The 22226-nt window shown below is 44.9% G+C and carries 24 protein-coding genes and 1 riboswitch; of the genes, 9 read left to right on the forward strand and 15 right to left on the reverse strand.

Translation table 11 applies throughout. The annotated features are described in order from the left end of the window. Positions 1–21 precede the first annotated feature (21 nt). The 4 genes from AS888_RS02935 to AS888_RS02955 form a co-directional block, all read right to left on the reverse strand. Positions 22–1359: a DUF3238 domain-containing protein gene (locus tag AS888_RS02935; RefSeq protein WP_221408554.1), complete on the reverse strand. Its 1338-nt coding sequence runs from the start codon at positions 1357–1359 to the stop codon at positions 22–24. Positions 1360–1588: 229 nt separating this feature from the next. Beyond that, the gene (locus AS888_RS02945) at positions 1589–1756 is read right to left on the reverse strand and encodes a YvrJ family protein (RefSeq protein WP_260320094.1); all 168 of its coding nucleotides are present in this window, start codon (positions 1754–1756) and stop codon (positions 1589–1591) included. 41 nt (positions 1757–1797) lie between these two features. After that, positions 1798–2016, reverse strand: a complete 219-nt coding sequence (locus AS888_RS02950) for a DUF2922 domain-containing protein (protein ID WP_061140708.1) — start codon at positions 2014–2016, stop codon at positions 1798–1800. Between the two features lie 37 nt (positions 2017–2053). Continuing rightward, a complete protein-coding gene (locus tag AS888_RS02955) occupies positions 2054–2272 on the reverse strand; it encodes a DUF1659 domain-containing protein (RefSeq protein ID WP_061140709.1) in 219 nt (72 codons plus the stop codon). Between the two features lie 147 nt (positions 2273–2419). On the opposite strand from AS888_RS02955, the gene AS888_RS02960 reads away from it, so the two are divergent. Beyond that, positions 2420–3049 carry a hypothetical protein gene (locus tag AS888_RS02960; RefSeq protein ID WP_061140710.1) on the forward strand — a complete coding sequence of 210 codons (630 nt, stop codon included), beginning with the start codon at positions 2420–2422 and terminating at the stop codon, positions 3047–3049. Positions 3050–3090: 41 nt separating this feature from the next. On the opposite strand, the gene AS888_RS02965 is transcribed toward AS888_RS02960, so the two are convergent. The 4 genes from AS888_RS02965 to AS888_RS02980 form a co-directional block, all read right to left on the reverse strand. Next, positions 3091–3345: a sigma-G-dependent sporulation-specific acid-soluble spore protein CsgA gene (locus AS888_RS02965; RefSeq protein WP_061140711.1), complete on the reverse strand. Its 255-nt coding sequence runs from the start codon at positions 3343–3345 to the stop codon at positions 3091–3093. 198 nt (positions 3346–3543) lie between these two features. Next, complete coding sequence (locus AS888_RS02970; protein ID WP_061140712.1) at positions 3544–4971, reverse strand: GntP family permease; 1428 nt, start codon at positions 4969–4971, stop codon at positions 3544–3546. Between the two features lie 129 nt (positions 4972–5100). Beyond that, a complete protein-coding gene (locus AS888_RS02975; protein ID WP_061140713.1) occupies positions 5101–5877 on the reverse strand; it encodes a 3-hydroxybutyrate dehydrogenase in 777 nt (258 codons plus the stop codon). Positions 5878–5913: 36 nt separating this feature from the next. After that, the gene (locus tag AS888_RS02980) at positions 5914–7197 is read right to left on the reverse strand and encodes a GntP family permease (protein WP_061140714.1); all 1284 of its coding nucleotides are present in this window, start codon (positions 7195–7197) and stop codon (positions 5914–5916) included. A 410-nt stretch (positions 7198–7607) separates the two neighbouring features. Between AS888_RS02980 and AS888_RS02985 the strand changes: the two genes are divergently transcribed. The 3 genes from AS888_RS02985 (at position 7608) to AS888_RS02995 (ending at position 10024) form a co-directional block, all read left to right on the forward strand. Next, positions 7608–8531 (forward strand): LysR family transcriptional regulator, encoded by a 924-nt coding sequence (locus tag AS888_RS02985; RefSeq protein WP_061140715.1) that lies wholly within the window; start codon positions 7608–7610, stop codon positions 8529–8531. 88 nt (positions 8532–8619) lie between these two features. Continuing rightward, positions 8620–9543 (forward strand): NAD(P)-dependent alcohol dehydrogenase, encoded by a 924-nt coding sequence (locus AS888_RS02990; protein ID WP_061140716.1) that lies wholly within the window; start codon positions 8620–8622, stop codon positions 9541–9543. Positions 9544–9667: 124 nt separating this feature from the next. Then, on the forward strand, positions 9668–10024 hold the full coding sequence (locus AS888_RS02995) for a hypothetical protein (RefSeq protein WP_061140717.1): 357 nt from the start codon (positions 9668–9670) through the stop codon (positions 10022–10024). Between the two features lie 65 nt (positions 10025–10089). Here the strand turns inward: AS888_RS02995 and AS888_RS03000 are convergent, their stop codons facing one another. Next, the gene (locus AS888_RS03000; protein ID WP_081092283.1) at positions 10090–10500 is read right to left on the reverse strand and encodes an NUDIX hydrolase; all 411 of its coding nucleotides are present in this window, start codon (positions 10498–10500) and stop codon (positions 10090–10092) included. Between the two features lie 223 nt (positions 10501–10723). Beyond that, positions 10724–10828, forward strand: a riboswitch (purine riboswitch). 229 nt (positions 10829–11057) lie between these two features. Between AS888_RS03000 and AS888_RS03005 the strand changes: the two genes are divergently transcribed. After that, positions 11058–11876, forward strand: coding sequence for a 5'-methylthioadenosine/S-adenosylhomocysteine nucleosidase (locus AS888_RS03005; RefSeq protein ID WP_397250838.1), 819 nt, complete (start codon positions 11058–11060; stop codon positions 11874–11876). A gap of 59 nt (positions 11877–11935) precedes the next feature. Here the strand turns inward: AS888_RS03005 and AS888_RS03010 are convergent, their stop codons facing one another. The 3 genes from AS888_RS03010 to AS888_RS03020 form a co-directional block, all read right to left on the reverse strand. After that, positions 11936–12292 carry a hypothetical protein gene (locus AS888_RS03010; protein WP_061140720.1) on the reverse strand — a complete coding sequence of 119 codons (357 nt, stop codon included), beginning with the start codon at positions 12290–12292 and terminating at the stop codon, positions 11936–11938. Positions 12293–12455: 163 nt separating this feature from the next. Beyond that, a complete protein-coding gene (locus tag AS888_RS03015) occupies positions 12456–13181 on the reverse strand; it encodes a ZIP family metal transporter (RefSeq protein ID WP_061141039.1) in 726 nt (241 codons plus the stop codon). A gap of 100 nt (positions 13182–13281) precedes the next feature. After that, entirely contained in the window at positions 13282–13620 is a 339-nt protein-coding gene (locus tag AS888_RS03020; RefSeq protein WP_061140721.1) for a hypothetical protein, read from the reverse strand. Between the two features lie 196 nt (positions 13621–13816). Between AS888_RS03020 and AS888_RS03025 the strand changes: the two genes are divergently transcribed. Beyond that, positions 13817–14311, forward strand: coding sequence for a L,D-transpeptidase family protein (locus tag AS888_RS03025; RefSeq protein ID WP_061140722.1), 495 nt, complete (start codon positions 13817–13819; stop codon positions 14309–14311). A gap of 492 nt (positions 14312–14803) precedes the next feature. Further along, positions 14804–15721, forward strand: coding sequence for an aldo/keto reductase (locus AS888_RS03030; RefSeq protein WP_061140723.1), 918 nt, complete (start codon positions 14804–14806; stop codon positions 15719–15721). Positions 15722–15782: 61 nt separating this feature from the next. Here AS888_RS03030 and AS888_RS03035 read toward each other — a convergent pair whose 3' ends face one another. Beyond that, the gene (locus tag AS888_RS03035; protein ID WP_061140724.1) at positions 15783–17159 is read right to left on the reverse strand and encodes an aminotransferase-like domain-containing protein; all 1377 of its coding nucleotides are present in this window, start codon (positions 17157–17159) and stop codon (positions 15783–15785) included. Between the two features lie 150 nt (positions 17160–17309). Here AS888_RS03035 and AS888_RS03040 point away from each other — a divergent pair, with 150 nt between their 5' ends. Continuing rightward, on the forward strand, positions 17310–18212 hold the full coding sequence (locus AS888_RS03040) for a DMT family transporter (protein WP_061140725.1): 903 nt from the start codon (positions 17310–17312) through the stop codon (positions 18210–18212). A 371-nt stretch (positions 18213–18583) separates the two neighbouring features. Here AS888_RS03040 and AS888_RS26640 read toward each other — a convergent pair whose 3' ends face one another. Next, positions 18584–19918: a hypothetical protein gene (locus AS888_RS26640; protein WP_061140726.1), complete on the reverse strand. Its 1335-nt coding sequence runs from the start codon at positions 19916–19918 to the stop codon at positions 18584–18586. Positions 19919–20272: 354 nt separating this feature from the next. Between AS888_RS26640 and AS888_RS03050 the strand changes: the two genes are divergently transcribed. Then, positions 20273–20710 (forward strand): very short patch repair endonuclease, encoded by a 438-nt coding sequence (locus AS888_RS03050; protein WP_061140727.1) that lies wholly within the window; start codon positions 20273–20275, stop codon positions 20708–20710. Between the two features lie 38 nt (positions 20711–20748). On the opposite strand, the gene dcm is transcribed toward AS888_RS03050, so the two are convergent. Next, on the reverse strand, positions 20749–22002 hold the full coding sequence (dcm, locus tag AS888_RS03055; RefSeq protein WP_061140728.1) for a DNA (cytosine-5-)-methyltransferase: 1254 nt from the start codon (positions 22000–22002) through the stop codon (positions 20749–20751). Between the last annotated feature and the right edge of the window lie 224 nt (positions 22003–22226).

The following is a 22226-nucleotide window of genomic DNA, read 5'->3' on the forward strand; positions in this document are numbered from 1 at the left end:
ATCAGCGGCTCTCCGTCCTTTTCATTGTATAAAGGTGGAATATCTCCATAGATGATTGGCCGTCGGGCGGGCCATCATTTCAAGGCCTTTACTCTTCGCTTGATGCAGGGGCTCCCACTCCTGTTCATCTGTTTCCTTTAGATAAACTTCGTGATGGGGTGCCTGGTCATGATAGCCGGCAATATTGATTTCGCCATTTCGGTAAAAGGTCCCGATCACTTTATAATCCACCGCAGGAGAAAGAATGATCGGGTTCCCGACAGAGTGTGTCAGTTGAATCGTCGTTTTCTCTTTATTGGCTAACACGTGTTTCACTACAATGTCTTCGTCAGATGCCACACCTTCCTCGAGAAAAACAAAATCCTTGTCGTATGCCTCACTTTTTCCGACCGCTTTGGAAAACTCGATTTCCGCATCCTTCTCCTTCTCTTGAATCGTCAGATCGACCCTGGTCCTATAGCGGGATGAATCGGGATCGAAGCCCCGATTGTCCCCTTTAAAATATGGAACCTTGGAAGCAAGGTTGGGGTTCTTCAGCCACTCCTCCGGTAAAAAGGTGGAATAACGAAGCCGCCAATGTCTCAGCTTTTGGTCATCCGCCTTGCTTTCTTTAACCGATTGCAACAGCTGCTTCACGGGTCCTACCTTTTTGGTGTTCGTTATTTCCTCAATCGCTGCCTGTGCTTGGGAAGAACCTTTTTTAAAGACGCCGACCATACTCGCCAAAAACGATTTAACGGCATATGTTTCTTGCTCCGAACGCGGGAGGGGACGCCTCGCTTTGATCGTGTACGTGTATCCTTGGTTCTCGCTAATCCTCCGATCACTGAAGGAACATCCATGCACCTTCCCGACCTTTACGCCGTTCCGGAAAATCATGTATTCCTCTATCCCTTTAATCGGTTCCCATTCGAGGCTGATTTGACCTTTGGCGACAATCGTCGTGAAGACCAGATCCAAAAGGATATTATCCTCCTTTTTATTCTCGGCGGTCGTCGATGTTTGTATTTTCATCCTTTTTTTGACTTGCTTCTCCCCATCCAGGCTCTCGATCATATACGTATAGATCGTTCCTGCTGCCAGACCTTGTTCCGCTACATAAGGCTCCTTCCCGCTATAAATCGGCTGTAAACCTCTAAATACCCGGTAAAATCGCCCTTCATCCGGCCAGACAAGCTTTATGGCAGTCTCCTTCCGTTCAATTTTGCACATCAAGGACGTCGTCTTGATCACGGCCCGATGCAGCCTCTTATGCGAAACGAGATAAGCGATCCCTGCAATCCCGAGAGCCAGCAATGATTGCCGAGTGGTGATTTTAACTCCACGTTGTTTTAAGCCTGGAAATGAAAAATGAGTCATCCACATCATCAACACCTCTTCCTTTGATAGGTGTATCTTTTTTTTCCTTTACCCATTTTAAACTCGGGGCACACTTTGCGATGTGCTGCCACGTTCATTAACCTAAAAAAAATGAGGAAGTGCATGCCCACGGTCTTGTTTACATTTAACGGCGATTTTATATGTCTATTCATTTTTTCGTCGAAAAAAGCATCATGAATGCTACCACTCATGATGCTTTCCCCCTTCTTTATCCCGATTTTGGAATCCCCTCTCGCAGACGATCTGGCAGCTCTACAAGCGTTTCGTTCAAGGTATCCAGTTTCGTTTCAATCCGATGAAGCAAATAAAGGGTAACAATGATCGGAAACCCAATATCACTGACAAACGGCAGGATTTGATCCACTTTTTTCTTCACCTCACCTTCCAGGGTGTACGGTCAAGGAAACACTTCCTAAGTTAGTTAAGCTCCAAATCCTCGACATTCCGCTCAACAAGCCGTGCTCCCTTCACGCCAACGAATCCACCTGAGGCAGAAATGAAAGCATTCCCAGCAATGACTTGTTCCATTGCCAGTTTAACCGTATTTACATGAATCGGATTTTTCGGATTTTCTACGGCAATCGTCGCTGATTTTCCTTCCTCCGTCTCGAATATCATTTCCAACACTTTAGCCACTTGACATCACCTCCCTCCGGTCGGTTTCATGCACCAATTAGCCCATCAATGAATACGTATCGACCCTCGTCACTTCGCCCAATGGATAAGTCTGCACGCTTGCGATCGCCGCAGCTGTTGAAAATAACTGATCAGCCGTCGCCTCGGTCTTGATGTTGGTGAAGGATTTACGTTTGAAGGTAATGTTCCCTTTTTCATTCAGCCCTGTTTCAAAATCGACCCGGAGCGTACTGGATACTGGAATTTGGTTGGCCATGTCTCTCACCCCCTTTCGCACTCTATATACATTATTCCGAGCCGAAAGTAGCATGGTCTTAGTAAAAAGTTGGCATTTGGTTTTAACTGGAACGATATGTTCACCTTTTAATGGGAAATAATATTCGAGAAAGGAAGTGGATCAGTCATGTCATTAGAATGGTTCGACAGAATAAGCGGAGAATTGCAGGATCATCTTACCTCGATTTGCGATGAGTACGACCGAAATGGCAGCATGATCGTGGAGCGGGGATCTAAGCATCCACGCATCGAATTTTATACAGAGCTCGATGACCATGAGAGGGATTATTTCGCCTCGGTGTTTTTCGATCCGCATAATGAAGAATTTTACCTCGAATTCTTCGAGCAGGAATTGGGCCAGGTCAGCAAGGTGGTTTTGGCTGATATTGAAGATATCGTGGATGCTGTGCACGAAAGCTTCCATATCTATTTGGAAGAAAACGACACTGACGATGAATATGATCTTGATGCCGATGCATTAGAAGAACATGATGATGTGGAGATTTACGAAATTGATGTCGATTGGGAAACGCCTGAAGTGACCGCTTATATGAAGGAAAATGAAGTGGAGGTCACCTATCAATTCGGAATCGTCCAGGAAACCGGTGATGGCGTGCTAAAGCGCATCAATCGGATTCGAACAGCGGATGATGACATGTTAAAGGATGAAACGAACTTTATTTTCAGCAAGGAAGAGGCAAGCACCATCATCGCCATGATCGCAAGCCACATGGATAAACTGAGCGAAATGGATTAACGAAAGAAACCTTGTCCATGCACATCATGGACAAGGTTTCATTACATCAAAATCAGTTCATAAACTTCCGATAATTGAGTGACCCGCTCCGTATCACTGGACTCTTTGGCATGCTTGATTTCCTGCGGCAGGATATGATTCAGGAAACTGGCTTCTTTACCGGTAAGCACATTGATGAGATCTTCTTCTGATTGAAGATGGCCACCCTTGATTTTATTATATATGCCCTGCGCTGCAGGATTTTGATCCGTATAGTTTGACAAGATCTCACGTAAGTAACCAAGCGTACGATCCATTATTCCATCCCTCTCCCCTGTTAGGTTTACAGCTTATATATACCTTCCCCTATTATGGGCGGATGCATTCCTTGCTTTATTTTTCGAGTTTTATAAAAAAAGGACCCATTACGCTTGGGTCCTTTTTCGGGTTCGCGCGAGTTTCGGCGCTTTACTCGCCAATTCGGACTTTTCTCGCGAGTTCATGCTGTGTCATCATTACACGATGCCAAACCAGGTGTAGAGGGCGATGATGACGAAGACAGCGAGTGATTTGATGACGGTGATCATGAAGATGTTGCCGTATGATTGTCGATGCGTTAGTCCGGTGACGGCAAGCAGGGTGATGACGGCTCCGTTATGCGGGAGGGTATCCATGCCGCCTGATGCCATGGCGACGACGCGGTGCATCACTTCGGGTGAGATGTTTGCCGCGGCGATGGCCTGATTGTATTTGTCGGCCATGGCGCTTAGTGCAATTCCCATTCCTCCTGAGGCGGATCCCGTTATGCCTGCGAGTGCGCTGGTGGAGACGGCACCATTGACGAGCGGATTCGAGAATACACCGGATATGCTGTCGCTGATTTTGGCGAATCCTGGGAGGGCGGCAATGACTCCCCCGAAGCCGTACTCGGATCCTGTGTTCATGACGGCAAGCAAGGAGCCACCAATACTGGTATTGAGGCCTTCCTTCATGTTTTTCGTCACTCGTTTCCAATCATAAGCAAGGGCCGTGATGATGCCGACGACCAAGGCGATTTCAACCGCCCAGATGGCAGCGGTGGCCGCTACATCCACGGAATAGGTTTCAAGCCCGATTGCTGAAAAATCAAATCCATTCGGGTACCATTTCGGTATCGCTTTCGATAGATAATTATTCATGAGGGCCACTAATCCAAGGGGGACGAAGGCTAAAATTTGCCGTAATGCCGTTTGATTGGTTCGTAAATCCGGAGCTGGCTCGCCTTTTTCCGATTCAGCGGCCGCCTCCTTTTCCTCCGCCGTGCCATAATAGCCTTCTCCGGCTTTCTTGGCACGCCTTTTTCTGCTTTCCAAATACGTCAAGCCGACCGATAGGACAAAAATGGCGCCTATGCTGCCAAGTAATGGAGCGGCATAAATGTCCGTACCAAAGAAGGCTGTTGGAATGACATTTTGGATTTGCGGTGTGCCGGGTAACGCATCCATCGTGAACGTGAATGCACCAAGTGCGATGGTTGCAGGCATCAGCCTTTTCGGAATGTCGGCTTGCTTGAACAATTGAACGGCAAAAGGATAAATCGCGAACACCGCTACAAACAAGCTCACGCCGCTATAGGTTAAGATCGCACCCAAGAGGACAATCGTCAGCATCGCTTGTTTGGCCCCGATCAGGCGCACGATCGTCTTCGCAATCGATTCGGCGATTCCCGACATTTCAATGATTTTCCCGAATATGGCCCCTAATAGGAAGACGGGAAAATAATTTTTGATGAAAATGACCATCTTTTCCATGAATACACCCGAATAGAACGGAAGGATGTTACTCGGATCGATGAAAAAAACCGGTAAAAGTGCAAAGATGGGTGCAAATAAAATAACGGAATACCCGCGATAGGCTGCAAACATCAGCAATCCTAACGATAGTAAAATAATCAGTAAGTCCATGTAAATCCCCCTTTAATCCAACTTTGAAAAATTCCCCCAAATCAGTCATATATACGCCAAAAGTGAACCTCTCCGTCCATTTAAATTGGACGGAAGGGTTCACCTTCAGTTTGTTATACGTTATTCCTATTACTGAGCTGTGTAGCCGCCATCGATGACGACAGCTTGTCCTGTTACACTTTTCGCTTTATCGCTTGCCAAGAACAATGCATAATCAGCAATTTCACTAACATCCAATAAACGTTTTTGAGGCACTAATGGAAGAAGGACTTCTGCCAATACATCCTCAAGCGGGACATTGCGTGTTTTCGCCAAGTCTGCCATTTGTCCGCGAACAAGCGGTGTATCCACATATCCAGGACATAATGCATTGACCGTGATTCCGTGCTCTGCACCTTCAAGGGCAGCAACTTTCGTTAAACCGATCACCCCGTGTTTCGCACTGTTGTAAGCCGCTTTACCTGCGAAGCCGATGACTCCGTTAATGGAAGAAACGTTAATGATGCGTCCGAAGCCTTGTTCCTTCATGATCGGGAATACGGCTTTCGTTAGCATGAACGGTGCCGTCAGCATGATTTTGATCATCAATTCGTATTTTTCAGTCGGGAAGTCCTCGATTGGCGATACGTGCTGCAACCCGGCATTGTTGATGACGATGTCTACGGAACCGAATGTTTCTTTAGCTTCCTTCACCATGTTTACGATATCTTCTTCTTTCGTTACATCGGCTTTGATACCGATCGATTCGAAGCCTTCCGCTTTAAGGGATGCTGCCGCTTCCTTTACCATTTCTTCATTAATGTCGGATAGAACCACTTTCGCTCCGCTTTGAGCGAAATGTTTGCCGATTTCAAATCCAATACCGCGAGCAGAACCTGTAATGATGACGACTTTGTTTTCAACCATGATAAATTTCCTCCTATTTGTATACGTTTTTATTGATTAGACGATTCCGATGGCACCCATGATAATCCCGACGATCATCGCAATGGTCGGGATGATGAAGGCTACCATGAAAACATCCTTATATGTTTCTTTATGTGTTAAACCTGTTACCGCTAGAAGTGTTAATAGCGCGCCGTTGTTCGGGAAAATGGATGCACCTGAAGCAACTGCGGCCATTCTGTGGAATACATCCGGGCTGATTCCCGTCGATTGCGACAAGCTGTAGAACGTATCGCCAAGTGCATTAAGCGCAATACCCATACCGCCCGAAGCAGAACCTGTAATGATGGCCATGATCTGGACGGCAAGTGATTCGGCAACGAGCGGATTGCTGGAAATATTCAGCAGCCAGGAAGTGATATTATCGAATGCAGGTATGACCGCAATGACAGCGCCAAATCCAACGGCAGCACTCGTATTCAGGATCGCCATAACCGACCCTTTTGCTCCCTCGTTCACAGAGAATATGAACTTTTTATAATCCTTGATATTAATGAGCATTATGCTCAGGACCCCTAATAATAAGGCATAAATCGGCTCTAATTTCACAACATTAAGTAATAGGACAACGATCAGAAGCGGAACCAAAGACAAGATCCAGTTCGGGATTTTTTCGTCCTCGGCTGAAGCCGTGACCGAGTCGTCCGTTGCGATGAAGCCTTCTCCCTTGGCGGAAAGTGATTTTTCCCTATAAGATAACCAGAAATACCCGCCAACGGCCATGATTAATGAAGTGACGATCCCGATGATCATCCCCGAAGTTGGGGTCGTGTGGAAATATTCCATCGGTATCAGGTTTTGAATTTGCGGTGTACCCGGTATGGCTGTCATCGTGAACGTGAATGCCCCAAGCGCGAAAGTCGGAACAAGCAGCCTTCTCGTAACATTGGCTTCTTTAAAGAGAGCCAGCGCAATCGGATAAACGGCAAACACGACGACAAATAAGCTAACGCCGCCATATGTCAATAAAGCGGAAGCGATCAATACACCCAGAATCGCCCTCTTTTTACCGATGATTTGTGTTACCTTCTTGGCGACGGATTTCGCTGCGCCCGTTTCTTCCATTAACTTCCCGAATATCGCTCCGAGTAAGAAGATCGGGAACCATTTCTGTACGAAACCGACCAATCCGGTCATATATGTGCCCGTATACGTATCGAATACATTCAATCCGCTCATTAATGCGACTACTCCAGCAACCAATGGTGCTACCCAAATAATGGACCATCCCAAATAGGCTAAAGCCATCAGCAATACTAAGCCAACAATGATACTTAACACACGGAACCACCTCTTTTCATGGTGATATCAATCATTTTGCTTTCCATCCCAGTTCCCCCTTGATGTGTAAATCTCTCTCGGCTGAAAACTTCAGCCTCTACCCCATAAAGAATTGTAAACATGATCTATCAGGACACTCTCTTTTATTATGCCAAGATAATTTAAAGCCATTCCTTGACCGTATTCCGAAAAAGATGAATAAGCCAAGCAATAAGTAAGGAATATATCTACTAACAAAGAATGCAATCTTGTTTTGGATCCTTTTAGAAAAGAGAATGTTTTTTTGATATAGGGTAATATATACTTGCTTTTTTTATCTTCATATAGTTTACATCCACTTAATTTATAAGTAAAATGAATAAAAAGAATACAATCCATGCCAAAGGCGAATAAATAGGAGCGAGAGAGATATGGAATTCCGAGACTTAAAATCCTTCATGGAGGTAGCCCTTCACAAGAGCTTTACAAATGCCGCGGCCCAATCTTATTTAACCCAGCCTTCCTTGAGTAAAGCTGTCAAAAAACTAGAGGAAGAACTGCGTGTCGAGCTATTCGACCGTTCTACGAGACACCTCCGCCTTACCGATGCCGGTCAAATCGTCTATCAGCAAAGCCAAAAAGCCTTCGCGGCATTATCGGAATTGAACGTGCTCCTCGATGACCTGAGGGACATTACGACCGGCGAGGTGAAAATCGGCATCCCTCCGCTGATCGGCACCTTGTTTTTCCCGGAAATTGCCCGCAGCTTTCAGGAACGCTATCCGAAGGTTTCCCTTCAGTTGGTGGAGCTTGGAGCCAAGCTGATCGGCAAGCTTGTCGAAGATGGCGAAATTGATCTCGGCATCGTCGTATTGCCGGCCAGTGATGCAACCTTCCATATCTCCCCCTTCATTGAAGACGAATTCGTCTTATTCCTTCATGAAGAACACAGACTTGCGCAGCAACCCGCTGTCTCTTTAGCTGAACTGAAAGATGAGAAATTCATCCTCTTTTCAGAAGACTTCACCCTGCATGACTACATCATTCAGGCGTGTGAAAAGGATGGCTTCACCCCGGACATCTCATACCAAAGCTCACAATGGGATTTGATCATCGAGCTCGTCTCATCCAAGCTGGGCATCACCCTCCTGCCCAGATCGATCTATCGTAAGCAAAACAATGAAAATGTTACAATCAAGCCGCTAAAACACTCGAATCTTTATTGGAAACTTGGGATCATCACCAAAAAAGACGCCTACCAATCCTACGCGTTGAAAGAGTTATTGAAGCTGCTGGAGGAAGGGATTCATTTCGTGCAGTGCGACAATCATCCAAATGAAAAGGAAAAGCAGTGAAATTTACGAAATTCACTGCTTTTTTGCATGTATGGAGGCTTTCATCATAAGATGAACAGATTGATTCGATTCCTAAGGAGACTGGCTTATGAAGGCAATGGTATGCACCAAATATGGTTCACCCGATGTACTGGAGCTCCAGGAGGTGGCAAAACCCACACCGAGGGACAATGAAATCCTCGTAAAGATACATGCGACTACAGTTGCCTCAGGAGACATAAGAGTCCGCCGTTTCCATAGCCCTTTCTTGCTTTGGCTCCCGATGCGGATCTTCCTGGGACTTACAAGGCCGCGCAAAGCCATCCTCGGCGTGGAGCTGGCCGGGGAAGTGGTTGAAACGGGAGCGAAGGTGAAAAAATTCAAAAACGGCGACGCGATTTTTGCGATGACAGGCATGAATTTTGGCGCTTATGCCGAATACACATGCTTGCCTGAGGATAGGGCCGTGGCCATGAAACCGGCCAACCTTTCCTATCAGGAGGCGGCCGCCCTCTCATTCGGAGGAACGACAGCGCTGCATTTTTTTCGAAAAGGACAAATCGAGGCTGGGCAAAAGGTGCTCATCTACGGTGCTTCCGGAGCTGTAGGGACTTCGGCGATACAGCTTGCCAAAATCGTAGGCACAGAGGTTACCGGCGTATGCAGTGCCGCCAATTTTGAATGGGTGAAATCGCTCGGAGCCGATAAACTCATCGATTATACCAAAGAGGATTTCACGAAAAGCCCGGAGCGATACGATGTCATCTTTGATGCAGTCGGAAAAAGCTCCAAGGCAAGCTGCAAGAAGCTCCTAACTCCGAATGGCCGCTACGTGTCAGTCGAGGGCCAAGGAATAGCCAAAATCCTTACCGACGATTTACTCTACCTCAAAGGACTCATCGAAACAGGAAAGCTAAAACCGGTCATCGACAAATGCTACCCGTTCGAGCAAATTCCCGAAGCCCATCGCTATGTCGAAAAAGGACATAAAAAGGGAAATGTCGTGATAACCATTAATCATGACGAACTGTGACATAACATCACTCTCTTTTTGAATCCTAACCCGCTTTCCCCTTACTTCCAATCAGCGTATGCATGGTGAAACTTTAACCAGGAATAAACGTATAGAAGGTAGCTAGGGATTCCGGGAGGATTTCATGAAAATAGTTGCCATTGTACGACTCGTTTTAATCATTGTCATTCCAGCCTTCATGATGCGGCGGAGCTATAAAAAGATGTCGAAGGAAGAAAGACATGACTTTATGACTGAAGTTGCGAGTAAGCGTTTTGCCGCTACATACGGCTTAGTTGCACTCAGCTTCGTATTCTTATTGCTTCATCCGATTTTTGAATTCACATGGTTGAAAACGGGAAGCGCTGTGTTTTTTTCAATTGGAATGATAGTGAGCTGTGTCTTTGTATGGTTATACGCTTCATCAAAATGGAAAGCCGTGCTACGTATCATCTCTGCCCTCATCGCTATAGTCATCTTTTTATGGTGGGTCACAAAATAGGTGCAGCCATTTCTGCACCTATTCTTTTTTTCTATCTATAAATCAAAGGATAGAAAAAAATGACCTCATACGGATTTTTCCGTAGGTTTTTCTGAATTTATTCTATATAAGCTTTGCACTTTTTCGGCTACTTCTTTTGGACGTACATCCAACGTTGAAAGGTCTTCTAGTTTCACCCACAACGGCTGATAGGTTCCTCTTACTCCGTTTTCCTCCGTGTACTCTTCTCCCTTTCCCTTTCCGAGAACACCTTCCTCGATATCGCCTAAGAAAAAGAAGTGTACCCCATTATAATGAATGACTGACAGGCATTCTTTAACCTTCACCACCAGCCCCAATTCCTCAAAGGCTTCCCTTCTTGCCGCTGTTTGAGGCGTTTCATCTTTCTCGATGCCTCCCCCAGGGAAGACATAATAAGCAGTCCCTTCCCTATATCTTCTAATCAAGGCTACGCTATCTTTTTCCATTAAGATCATTGACCCTCTATTCCTCACACTATCCCTCCCATTAACATAAAAGAGTACACCCATTATATTTGTCTCACTCTTCTCACCATTACAAAAATCCTTTTTCCACTCAATGAATTTGTGAGTTTTCGAAAAAATCATACACAAAACACGAACATTATGCAACACTATTTTATGAACGTTCACTTTTTTCATTGCTATTCGATCATTCCTTTGTTATATTAGCAAAGTGATAATCGTACCTATCATTACTCGTATAGGCTTGGAAATATGGTCCGAGCGTTTCTACCTGGTTCCCATCTGAAAGAACTGGTCTACGAGTTGAAGCATCCTCCCGCTCTTCTTATTTGAGCAGGTCATGATTTAGCATGTTCTTCGCTTTTGCTTTATTATCCGATGCTTTGACGCTCGCAGCACCAGGAGACAGGATCATTCTGCCGTTCTGGAGCTTTTTTCTTTCAGGCCAAACCTGCGGGTGCATCCAATATAAAGGAGAGATTACGATGAGAAACATCCTGTTGAAAAAGTATTCGATAGTAGGCATCATTACATTACTGCTTGTGTCGATGGTTGCAGCTTGCAGTTCGACACTAAAAAATGAAACGGAAGAAAAAAAGGCGCAAAGGCCGATCATGGTTCAAGGTCCGATGCCGATCGAGGCTGAACATTTCGCGAAAAAATTGGAAGATGTGAAAGAAGAAAAATCAGGGGATTTCGTATTTTATAAGGGAACTTTAGATGGTTACCCTGTCATCGTTGCGAAAACGGGTAAAGGGATGGAAAATACCGCTGCCGCTACTGCCGTGGCGATTGAAAAGTATAACCCCATCGCCATCATCAATCAAGGAACATCCGGAGGACATGACCCAAGCTTAAACGTTTTTGATATTGTTTTGGGCCAAAAAACGGTAAACCTAGGTTCATTAAAAACGGCAGATAAAGCTGAAAACCAGGGCATCGATCCAACTATATGGAAGCCGATGGATCTAATGGCGTCTGAAGGAAGTGCAGGGGAAGATCCTAATGCTGAAAAACCACGCTTCTACGAAGGTGATAAGGATTTGCTTGCGGCCGCACATGCCGTTAAGGAAACATACACAAAAGGGAAGGTTGTCGATGGCACGATCGGTTCAGCGGACGTTTGGAATAATGAAGTCGATCGGATCAAATGGTTCCATACGAAATATGGTACATCCGTAGAAGAGATGGAAGGAGCCGCCGCTGCCCAAATCGCCAAAGCGTACGATGTGCCCTTCCTAGGGATACGGGTGCTATCCAATAATAAAGTGAATGGCGGTACATATAACCCGAATACAGCAACCGCCAATCAAGGCTATGTGTATGAAGTGGTCAAACAATATATCTCCACGGTTTCAAGCAAATAAGCTCTATATGCAAAAGAGGCGCAGACCACTATCTAGCGCCTCTTTCCTTGTGGAAAGCCTCATTCCTCGCCGCACAATATCAAGCTGAGGCTGTTCAATGTGTGCAGTCTGGCGGTGAAAATGAATAAATCATCGTAGTTATTTCCTACGTATTCTTCGATGATGATATAGCCTTTTCTGAATCTATCAACCAATAAATGCGTGTAGTTTTCATCCCAGGTGAACCGGTTGATCCTTTTCAATTCATCGGCCCATACTTGAAACTTAAACTCCTCGACAAGCAGCTTCAATTGATACAATTTATCTATATGTAAACAAAAGATATTGTTCTTATCTTGATGGTGTTTTTGGACGAATTCAATAAAACCCTTGATTTGATCAGCCAGCATATTCGCTATTTGCATCTCGAAGTTCATCTCTCCATCTCCCCAATGTCTAAAATCTAATCCATCGCATTAGTTGAATATATGTTTTGAAATGGTATTTTAACACCAGCAATTTTTCTCGATGATGATAGATTTATCATGGTGATCCGGCACAAAAAAAGTCCCCAACTTTTCAAGGGGACCCTTCCATGCTTCACATCGAATCAAGAATCAAGGAGATGAGCAGGCCGGCAGCGGTGAATATCCCGGTGATCGGCCCTCCGTCTTCATAGGCTTCCGGCATCATCGTGGACGCAATCATGGCGATGATGCCGCCGCCTGCAAAGGCTGCCATCGCTGCCATCGCATAATCCGGGGCATGGTCGAGGAACAGATAGCCACCCATCGAGGATAGGGACGAGATGACCAGCACGGAAAACCACAGCAGCATGATTTTCTTTTTGGAATAGTTGCTATTGAGCAAGCCTGTCGTACTAGAGAGCCCCTCGGGAATATTACTGATGAAGATGGCAATCACCAACAGCCAGCTTACCGAGCCGCCGCTTAACAGGCTGGCGCCAATCATGATCGACTCCGGGATGGCATCCATCACCGTCCCGATGAAAATCGCCAGGCCCGCTTCCTTCGACGAGCTATTATTCGATCGTTTCCGTTGATCGGCACCTTTTTTGGAAACAAGGAAATCCAGGACCGTAAACACGACGGCCCCGGCTATAAAGCCGATTGCCGTTGCCCAGATGCCCCCATCATCCACCGAATCGGCAAGCAGCTCATAAGCAGCCGCCCCGATCAGCACCCCCGTTCCGAATGCCATGATGTAGCCAATGACGTTTTTCTTGATCGGAATGAAAATGGCCGCAAGTGCGCCAAGCAGGACAGCAGAACCTGAAACCCCTCCCCAAAAGACCGCATTCCACATCATATACCCTACTTTCCTTTTTTATAGCATGATACCCATGTTGGTGCCGTATGTAAACAAGGACAAAGCAAAGCAGCGCCGCGGGGATATAGGCGCCCTCTTAGATGGTGGATGCCTGCGGTTTATCTTCCTCCCTTTCACTAACCTTCGCAATCTTATCAACGAACATGTGGAAAACCTTTCTCTTTTCCTCCAGCTCCTTGATCGATCCCTTCAACTCGTTCAGCTTCTGTTCAAACGGTTTATGATACATCTCACGGATGTTGCGGATAATTTCATCATTGATCGTCGATTGGACAACCTGCTTGGTGATATTGAATTTATAGGAATAAACCTGAAGCTCCCGTTTCACGTCCTCATATTCCTTTTCAATTCCATTCAGCACATCGCTAATTTCTTCATTCCATTCCACTAGCGCCTTTTTCACATGCTCCTCCACCTATATTCCCCCTCTTTCACTGTCAAATCCAACTCGATAAAAAATTCATTGTATCAAACATTCATGTCGGTTCCTTTTCTGCTTATTTACTGAACCAATACGTATTATTAAAAACAGATAACAACAGCTTCACGAAACACTTTTTCTCCTCTACATACAATGTAAGGTAACGAAGATATCCGATGGAGGTGATTAGATGATCCATACAGTCAAGCAAGGGGAAACGCTCGGGCAGATTTCCAAAGACTACCGGACGCCGCTGGCAGCGATCATCCTGGCTAACCCGACCATAAACCCTAACGTCATCTACCCTGGTCAAGCAATCGTCATACCCGGCTTTCCACCACCTGACTCCCTTCCCTATCAAATTGATGTCTCGATAAACAACCGTACACTCAGGCTGCTGAAGGATGGCGTCCTGCAAAAACAATACCCGATCGCCGTTGGCAGGATATTGTTCGGAACCCCTGTAGGCCGGTTCATCATCGTCAATAAAGACCCCAACCCCGGCGGCCCATTCGGTACGATGTGGATGAGTTTATCCAAGGAACATTACGGGATTCATGGAACGAATGATCCAAGCTCGATCGGGAGAGCCGTATCCAAGGGCTGCATTCGCATGCACAACAAGGATGTCGAGGAATTATCTAAAATCGTTCCGATCGGGACATTGGTGACGATTCATCCGTAGAGGTTAAAACACGAAAGGCCAACTCGATGATGGTAGAGTTTGGCCTGCTTTTTTTAGATTGTATAAATTTGTAATGTTGCATTTTCACTCCAACTCCAGGCACTCGCTTATCAAGAGGAGGTCCGGGAGCCTCCTCGGCGCTTTCTACACCTCCCCCTATAAATTAATTGGTCACGTTTTTCCCGCAGGCGTCGCGCGCCTTTTGTTCTCATTAATTTAGATTTAGTTTAGAATGCCATTGGCGCTGCCCCAGTATGTAAAGGAATTCCGTCACAATAACCTGCTTCATAGGCACCACCTGCATCCGCCAAACATCAACCGAATTCTGTAACCGGTTGCTAAATCTTGAAAACTACTGGCAGTGTGTGTCACAATCAAAAAGAGAGAGGCAGATTTACTCGTGACGTGAAGACAGGCCTGGCACATTTCTTCTTTGCAGGTGACGGACTCACACACCATGTACGCGATTACAAATAAGGGGGATATCATTCAATGAAGACAATGAAACTTGGAAGCAGTACATTAGAGGTGCCGGTCGTTTCAGTCGGCTGCATGCGAATCAATTCGCTGGACAAGACCGAGGCGGAGCACTTTGTGCAAACGGCGCTGGAATTGGGCGCGAACTTCTTCGACCATGCCGATATTTATGGCAGCGGCGAATGTGAGGAAATATTCGCCGACGCGATCGGGATGAACGCAAGCATCCGGGAAAAGATCATCGTGCAATCCAAATGCGGCATACGCAAGGGGATGTTCGACTTTTCCAAGGAACATATCCTCGAATCGGTGGACGCAAGCCTGAAGCGCCTGAAGACGGATTATCTGGATACGTTCCTCCTTCACCGCCCGGATACGTTGATGGAGCCGGAAGAAGTGGCGGAAGCCTTCGATATTCTTGAAAACTCAGGAAAAGTGCGTCATTTCGGCGTTTCCAACCAAAATCCGATGCAAATCCAGCTACTGAAAAAATCGGTCAAGCAGCCGATCGTGGCCAACCAGCTGCAATTAAGCATCACGAACGCCAACATGATTTCCAATGGCTTTAATGTGAACATGGAAAATGAACAAGCCGTGAACCGCGACGGCAGTGTGCTCGATTTTTGCAGACTGAACGATATCACGATTCAGCCTTGGTCACCGTTCCAATACGGATTTTTTGAAGGCGTATTCCTCGGAAACGAGAAGTTCCCTGAATTGAACAAACAGATTGATGAAGTCGCTCGCAAATATGACGTCAGCAACACGACGATCGCGATCGCCTGGATCCTGCGCCACCCCGCGCATATGCAGCCGGTCATCGGAACGATGAATGAAGGCCGCTTAAGGGATTGCTGCCAGGCAACCGAAATCAAGCTAACACGCGAAGAATGGTATAGCATCTATCGCGCGGCAGGCAATGTGCTGCCGTAACGGTTTATAATGAAGAGCCCTCCATAAAATTTTGGAGGGCTCTATTTTTGTGGCGGTAATCCTAAATGGGCAAGAAGTTAGTGGGCTGCCTACGATTTTTCCTGCTGTCAAGGACGGCAATACAGTCAGCCAACAGCTTGATCCCCGGGATAATTTGGCTGTCATTCACCTGGGAGATACTCAATCGGATCAGGTTTTCTTTTTTATATGGAGGTAAAAACATCCTGGAGGCATCATCCACATAGACATGCTGCTCGTGCAGCAGCTGGACGACCTGCTTCGCCTTTACATTCTCAGGCAAGCTGATCGAAAGATAAAAACCTGAAGCTGGTTTCGAAAAACTGGTGTTAGCCGGCAGCCATGCTTCACAGGCTTCTTGCACGATGCGCATCTTCTTCCGGTACACCTCTTTTACCTTTTTGAGATGGCTATTGAACATCCCGCTTTTCAAATAGATCTCCAGCGCACCTTGGGAAAGGGCCGAGCTCGTAAAATCCATACAGAATTTAGCCTGCAAAAAATCCCTCATCATGATTGCTGGCAGAACGACCGTACCAATCCTTAACCCCGGGAGAAAAATTTTCGAAAGGCTTTTAATATAAATCACCCGCCCCGAAGGATCAAAGGAAAATAACGGATCAGCTTTCGAATCAAGATCAAGGTCTCCTAAAATATCATCCTCGACGATATAGACATCGTATTTTTCCGCCAGCTCAACGATTTTTTTCTTTTCACGATTCGTATAACCATGTCCAAGCGGATTGTGAAACCTCGGGACGATATAGAAAAATTTTATATCATTATTTCGAAACATGTATTCCAGCCGCTCAAGATCGATTCCTTCCATCGTTAATTCTATACCAAAAACGGTAGCCTGCTGCAGATGGAGGGACTCGATGAAGCCGAAATACGTAGGCTGTTCAATTAAAATATTATTTTTCCCATTTGGAAACGGCAAGGATACCAATAAATGAAGGGCCTGCTGCGAGCCAGATACAACGACCAATCTTTCCGCCTCGGTGAACACCTGTAAACTTTGCAGATATTTCACCAATTGCACGCGCAGCGAGTACAGCCCTTGTGGATCGGAATAGGCAAAAAGCTCTTCTTTATATTGGTCAATCGCCTGATTCAAACAATGCTGAAATTCCACATAAGGCATGATATTTTTATCCGGACCGGCAGACAAAAAATCAATCACCTCCTGCTCCTCCCTCGCTTGTTGAAAGTCATTGACCACATAATATCCGCTTTTCGGAACCGAATAAATGACATGCTCTTTTTCAAGCTCATCATAAGCTTTCATGACCGTGTTCTTGCTGCAGCCATAATCCACGGACACCTGCCGAACAGAAGGAAGCTTACTCCCTGCAGTAAGCACCCCTTCCTCCAGCCGGCGCTTCATGTCCGCCATGATCTTTTCGTATTTCGAGCTCATTCTGTCGCCCTCCCTCCATCTGTACCAGGACAGATTAACAAAAAACTGGTTTATTTTTCATCTCTGTACTCATATTATGTTAATTATAGCAAAACTATTTTGATAAATGGTACAAATCTGAAACAACTAACAGAATGGGAGCTGGATAGAATGCAGGGAGAAAAAAGAGAAAAAATGGGGTTATTAGTGGGATTGGTCGGGGTGATTTGCTTTAGCCTGACGCTCCCTGCCACGAGGATTGCCGTCGAGCATTTCGGCACGACGCTCGTCGGCTTAGGCAGAACGGTCGTTGCGGCCATGTTAGTCGCGGTCGTATTGATCGTTCGCAAGGAAAAATTCCCCTCACCCCGACAATTCAAAAGTCTCCTGATCGTTGCGCTCGGCGCCGTTTTAGGCTTTCCGCTCCTCACCTCGTGGGCCATGGAAGACCTGCCCGTTTCCCATGGCGCAGTGGAAGTGGCGCTATTGCCATTAGCGACAGCCGGATTTGCCATGCTTCGGGCCGGCGAAATCCCCTCGCTCAAATTCTGGATCTCAAGCGCAATCGGCTCCTTGGCGGTCATCATCTATGCCCTCCACCTTGGATTCGGTTCCCTGCAATATGCCGACCTGGCCTTACTCACAGCCGTGATCATCCTCGGCCTCAGCTACGCGGAAGGTGGAAAATTAGCGAAGGAACTAGGCAGCTGGCAGGTGATCGCCTGGGCAATCATCATCGGCGCCCCCTTCTTCATCATCCCGGTCGCCCTAAGCGTAACATCGGAAATGCTCCATGCGCCCATCCAAGCCTGGATCAGCTTCATCTATCTCGCCATCGTCAGCCAATTCCTCGCCTACGTCGCCTGGTACAGCGGCATGGCCATGGGCGGAATAGCCAGAGTCAGCCAAATCCAATACCTGCAGCCCTTTCTGATGATCCTATTCGCCACCCTATTCCTAAACGAATCCATCACCTATTTTACGATTGTAATCGCCGTGATCGTGGTACTTTCGGTTGTTTTTGGGAAGGGTGCTCGTGTAAGGAAGAAAGTGGAGGTAGCTCGGGAGGGGTGATGGGTGGGTTTTCATGAAAAAATAGTGGCTACCATTTGTTAAACATGGTAGCCACTATTTTTTTCTCTACTGCTTCTAAGTCAAATCATGTTTGTTGGCCAATAATATAATTTGTCATATATTTATGACCTCTGTTTAAGCTTTTCAAGTCTAACATATGCGACTGACGTCAAACAGATAGTGGATTGTCTTGGACCGTGTATGATAGAAGTAGTAACGCATGAGGGGATGATGAGTGTTATAAGTTCATTGGGAAAAGAGACATCCCTGGGGCGGGATATCTCTTTTAGTCTTTTCAAGCACCCATAAAAATGAGGACTATATATCTGGGGGAGTGTCTTGATCCAAGTATCTTTCAATAAATCCACCCATTAGAATATAATTCCACAACCTCCTGTAGCAATACATGTTTGTTCAACTTTTAATGTATAGTCATCTTTACTGAATACATGTACGTACTTATTCCATGTGACTGTGCCGATATCATTTATGGTTTGAAATACAATGACGGGGTTGCCTTCCTTACTGTAATAAAAATAAGGCTCTTTTATTTCAGGCTCTTCCTCGATCATTTCCCATTCATTATATATGTAACGCCCAAATGATTCTTCTCCTGATTCCTCTTGCTGTGGCAAGATAACATTTCTGCCCCAAGATGTACCATGCCATTGAGCTCCAAATTCTTTTAATTCATGATATGAGATCGCTGCCTGTAAATAAGATAAAGGGGTTTTATCTCCTTCGATGACTTGCATATAATCCGACAATGCATTTGCCGGTTTTGGCGGTGATAGAAACTCATCCAACCGCTCACAATCTGCAGAATCCTGTAACTCCTTTTCTTCAGGAATTGCCCACACGATTCCATTTCCGTTACCACCACCATCACTGAATTGATACGCCCTTAGCTTATAACCGTTTTGGATGCTCAAGTGAGAAAATCCCTTTACAATTGATTCAGGATTTTCAGGCGTCCTATACCATCCATGGAAGTGTTCATCTTTATCGTCATATTTTTCGACCTGTTTCGATTCGAGAATTAAATTAGGCTTTGTTGCGTAGCTTGTAAATCGTTGAATACAAAACTTCTGCTTGTATAACGTTATCAGCTCTTTTGCCATCATGGGTCTGTTTGATGAAATGAGAGGGCATGGGTGATAGTAGTCATCACTTTTATGATGCTTTTTCCCAAAACAAGGTACTTTTGATTCTCTTATTAGATTATGCCATTTCTCCTTTATCAGTCGATAGTTCTTCCAACCATTCTCTTGTCTAACACCCCAGCCAAGAAGAATCCAAGGATGCAATTTTAATTCATCTGTTTTAACTAATGATTCGGAATTGTCATATTTCCCGGATGAGACAAGATTTTCCAAATGATCAATGGCATTCACTGAGGTAGGACTTTGTAGGTTGAAAATATTATAGATATGGAATCGACCTGAAATAGGCTTATCTACGCCATAAATCCCTTCGACAATGGACACTAACTGTTTCATGGTGGGATCTTCTGCTAACCAACCACTGGCGGAACCCACTGTATCAAGTAACTGAGTTAATTTTTTATCAAGTTTGGCTGATCCGGGATTCTGTAAAATGCATGCCCCTATAGACTCTTTCGAATCTCCCCACTGAATGAAAGCTGATGTTCTATAAATATTTTCTCCCCTTTTAACAAATGATCCATAAGCTTTTGGTTCAATCATTTTTTATTCTCCTTTTAATTCTATAGTCTAATTACCTCTTGAAATTTTTGGTTATTCGCATCTCGACTTGATGAGCTATTGGTCCCTAAATCAACATAACCCTTTTTGTATCTCGATTCAATTTGAACTACCGCTTCTTCTTCACTCATTGTTTTTTCAATAAAATTCATTTTATCCAGAATTATAACGGTACATATATACCATTATATATATACTATTACGGATTTACAGTTTTCTCTTAATTTTCTCTTATATAGTAATTAAAATTGAAATTAAATCAATGTTTGAAAACCTGAAGAATTGGTACTATTAAAGTATGGACAACACTTCTCTTCCTGAAAGGGGACTCTTCAAATGGAAAATAAAGCACGATTACCAGAGACGAAAGATACCCGGAGTAAAATCATGTCAACCATTAAAGCCGTTTCGAAGCTGGAAACGTTCGTTTCACATGAACTATGGCACAGGGGGTATAGATTCAGGAGGAATGTCAGGGGGATGATGGGAACACCAGACATCGCCATCAAAAAGTATAAAGTCGTCATATTCATCGATTCGTGCTTTTGGCACTTTTGCCCGATACACGGAAAAATGCCAAAGAGCAATATAGATTTCTGGGTGAAGAAGCTTGAGAGAAACCAAGAACGCGATTTAGAAATCACAAAATATTATACAGATGGAAATTGGCATATCCTGCGAATATGGGAGCATGAAATAAGGAAGGATTTTGATAATACCATCGAAAAAATCACCACTTTCATCGATAATGCCAAGGAAGATGAGACACAATAAAAATGCCCCTGAAAATTTTTCCAGGGACCACTCTAAATTTAATATAAACTAAGTTGTAGTTGTTGTGGATTCACTTTAATGGCTTCCGCATCTTCTTCCTCGATTTCGAGAATTCGCTTGGCCATTCTTTCAACAAGTCCGACCACCAAGGCATTTCCCATACAGAAGTACCTCATCCGTTCGGACATTCCTTCCGTCCAATGATCAGGGAACCCATTCAATCGTTCACATTCCACCGGGGTAAGGATGCGAAGCCTTTTCGTTTCAGGGTCTTCCACCACATGGCTACTCCGATTCACTGTCCCTTCACTTGTCAACATCGTACGGCCGGGCTTATCCAAAGCATCCGGGAAAGCCATCCCACCTTCGGAGAAGGTATATTTATGCCCAGTCACAGCAATTCTCTCAATCTTTTTCGGCCCTTTAAACTCTTTAAACTTGTTGATTGCACTTTCGTTCAAATAATACTTTTCATCGACACCTGACTGTAAGATTTCACCTAACATACGTGGTTTCTCCTCTATGGGAACCAGTTGCTCAGTATAAACCTTGCCATTTCTCATTATCCCTGCATTCAAATAAGTCTTCGAGAATGAATCCGATATTTCCAAAAGATCTTCTTCCATCATGAAACAATCGGGCTTATGCTTTGTGGAAATTTCCAACTTCACCGGGAATGCATTTGCGAAGAAACCTCGCTCATGCAGCATGGCGGCTTCACCTTCGTTAAATCTGCTTATGGCATACGGCGTATCGTTCCTTATAGCAAAAATGAAGACCCTGCGTCGCCTCTGGGCTTGTCCATACTCAGCGGCATTAACTACTCTCCACTCAACCGAATAATTCTTATCCCTGAAGCTTGCCAGCATGATGGAAAAGTCCCTTCCCCGCTGTTTCGATGGTGACTTCAATAATCTGTCCACATTTTCCAGCAAGATATACTTTGGCCTGATTCCATCCACTAGCCTCATTATTTCCCAGAAAAGCACCCCTTTTTTACCTTGGATTCCCTTTTCTCCGGAAAGACCCCTGGCAACTGAATAATCTTGACAGGGAAATCCGCCTACAATTAATTCAATCCCTTTATTTACAAACATCTTTTCGTCCACTGTTGTAATATCTTCGTTGGAGTGAACGCCTTTTTCGAACTGTCTTGCATAACATTCAAAAGCATCCTGTGATTTTTTTGATGGTTCCCATTGGTTACCCCAAACCACTTCAAATCCTTTTGCAGCTTCTAGGCCACGGCGAAACCCCCCGACCCCCGCAAACAATTCAATTGCATTTATCATGACCGAACATCCTTTCGGCTTTTATACCTATAATGAATGATAATCCCCTAAAGAATCAAGGATTACCTTAAATAATTTATTTAAATTCTCTTTGCTACTGAGTATAATAGTTTAATATTATATATCCTATCTCTATCATTTTAAAGTGTAAAGAAGTAATAGTAAAAGAATTAATGATTCCATTTTTAAATACCCATACTATGGAGAACTAAAATATAAATGCC

This window comes from Peribacillus simplex (assembly GCF_001542915.1).
Lineage (GTDB): Bacteria > Bacillota > Bacilli > Bacillales > DSM-1321 > Peribacillus > Peribacillus simplex_B.

Excerpts from the sequence above, each read along its gene's own strand:
- AS888_RS02935 (WP_221408554.1), bottom strand. The coding sequence starts at position 1,359 with ATGACTCATTTTTCATTTCCAGGCTTAAAACAACGTGGAGTTAAAATC.
- AS888_RS02955 (WP_061140709.1), bottom strand. The coding sequence starts at position 2,272 with ATGGCCAACCAAATTCCAGTATCCAGTACGCTCCGGGTCGATTTTGAA.
- AS888_RS02960 (WP_061140710.1), top strand. The coding sequence starts at position 2,420 with ATGTCATTAGAATGGTTCGACAGAATAAGCGGAGAATTGCAGGATCAT.
- AS888_RS02965 (WP_061140711.1), bottom strand. The coding sequence starts at position 3,345 with ATGGATCGTACGCTTGGTTACTTACGTGAGATCTTGTCAAACTATACG.
- AS888_RS02970 (WP_061140712.1), bottom strand. The coding sequence starts at position 4,971 with ATGGACTTACTGATTATTTTACTATCGTTAGGATTGCTGATGTTTGCA.
- AS888_RS02975 (WP_061140713.1), bottom strand. The coding sequence starts at position 5,877 with ATGGTTGAAAACAAAGTCGTCATCATTACAGGTTCTGCTCGCGGTATT.
- AS888_RS02985 (WP_061140715.1), top strand. The coding sequence starts at position 7,608 with ATGGAATTCCGAGACTTAAAATCCTTCATGGAGGTAGCCCTTCACAAG.
- AS888_RS02990 (WP_061140716.1), top strand. The coding sequence starts at position 8,620 with ATGAAGGCAATGGTATGCACCAAATATGGTTCACCCGATGTACTGGAG.
- AS888_RS02995 (WP_061140717.1), top strand. The coding sequence starts at position 9,668 with ATGAAAATAGTTGCCATTGTACGACTCGTTTTAATCATTGTCATTCCA.
- AS888_RS03000 (WP_081092283.1), bottom strand. The coding sequence starts at position 10,500 with ATGATCTTAATGGAAAAAGATAGCGTAGCCTTGATTAGAAGATATAGG.
- AS888_RS03005 (WP_397250838.1), top strand. The coding sequence starts at position 11,058 with ATGGTTGCAGCTTGCAGTTCGACACTAAAAAATGAAACGGAAGAAAAA.
- AS888_RS03010 (WP_061140720.1), bottom strand. The coding sequence starts at position 12,292 with ATGAACTTCGAGATGCAAATAGCGAATATGCTGGCTGATCAAATCAAG.
- AS888_RS03015 (WP_061141039.1), bottom strand. The coding sequence starts at position 13,181 with ATGTGGAATGCGGTCTTTTGGGGAGGGGTTTCAGGTTCTGCTGTCCTG.
- AS888_RS03025 (WP_061140722.1), top strand. The coding sequence starts at position 13,817 with ATGATCCATACAGTCAAGCAAGGGGAAACGCTCGGGCAGATTTCCAAA.
- AS888_RS03030 (WP_061140723.1), top strand. The coding sequence starts at position 14,804 with ATGAAGACAATGAAACTTGGAAGCAGTACATTAGAGGTGCCGGTCGTT.
- AS888_RS03035 (WP_061140724.1), bottom strand. The coding sequence starts at position 17,159 with ATGAGCTCGAAATACGAAAAGATCATGGCGGACATGAAGCGCCGGCTG.
- AS888_RS03040 (WP_061140725.1), top strand. The coding sequence starts at position 17,310 with ATGCAGGGAGAAAAAAGAGAAAAAATGGGGTTATTAGTGGGATTGGTC.
- AS888_RS26640 (WP_061140726.1), bottom strand. The coding sequence starts at position 19,918 with ATGATTGAACCAAAAGCTTATGGATCATTTGTTAAAAGGGGAGAAAAT.
- AS888_RS03050 (WP_061140727.1), top strand. The coding sequence starts at position 20,273 with ATGGAAAATAAAGCACGATTACCAGAGACGAAAGATACCCGGAGTAAA.
- dcm (WP_061140728.1), bottom strand. The coding sequence starts at position 22,002 with ATGATAAATGCAATTGAATTGTTTGCGGGGGTCGGGGGGTTTCGCCGT.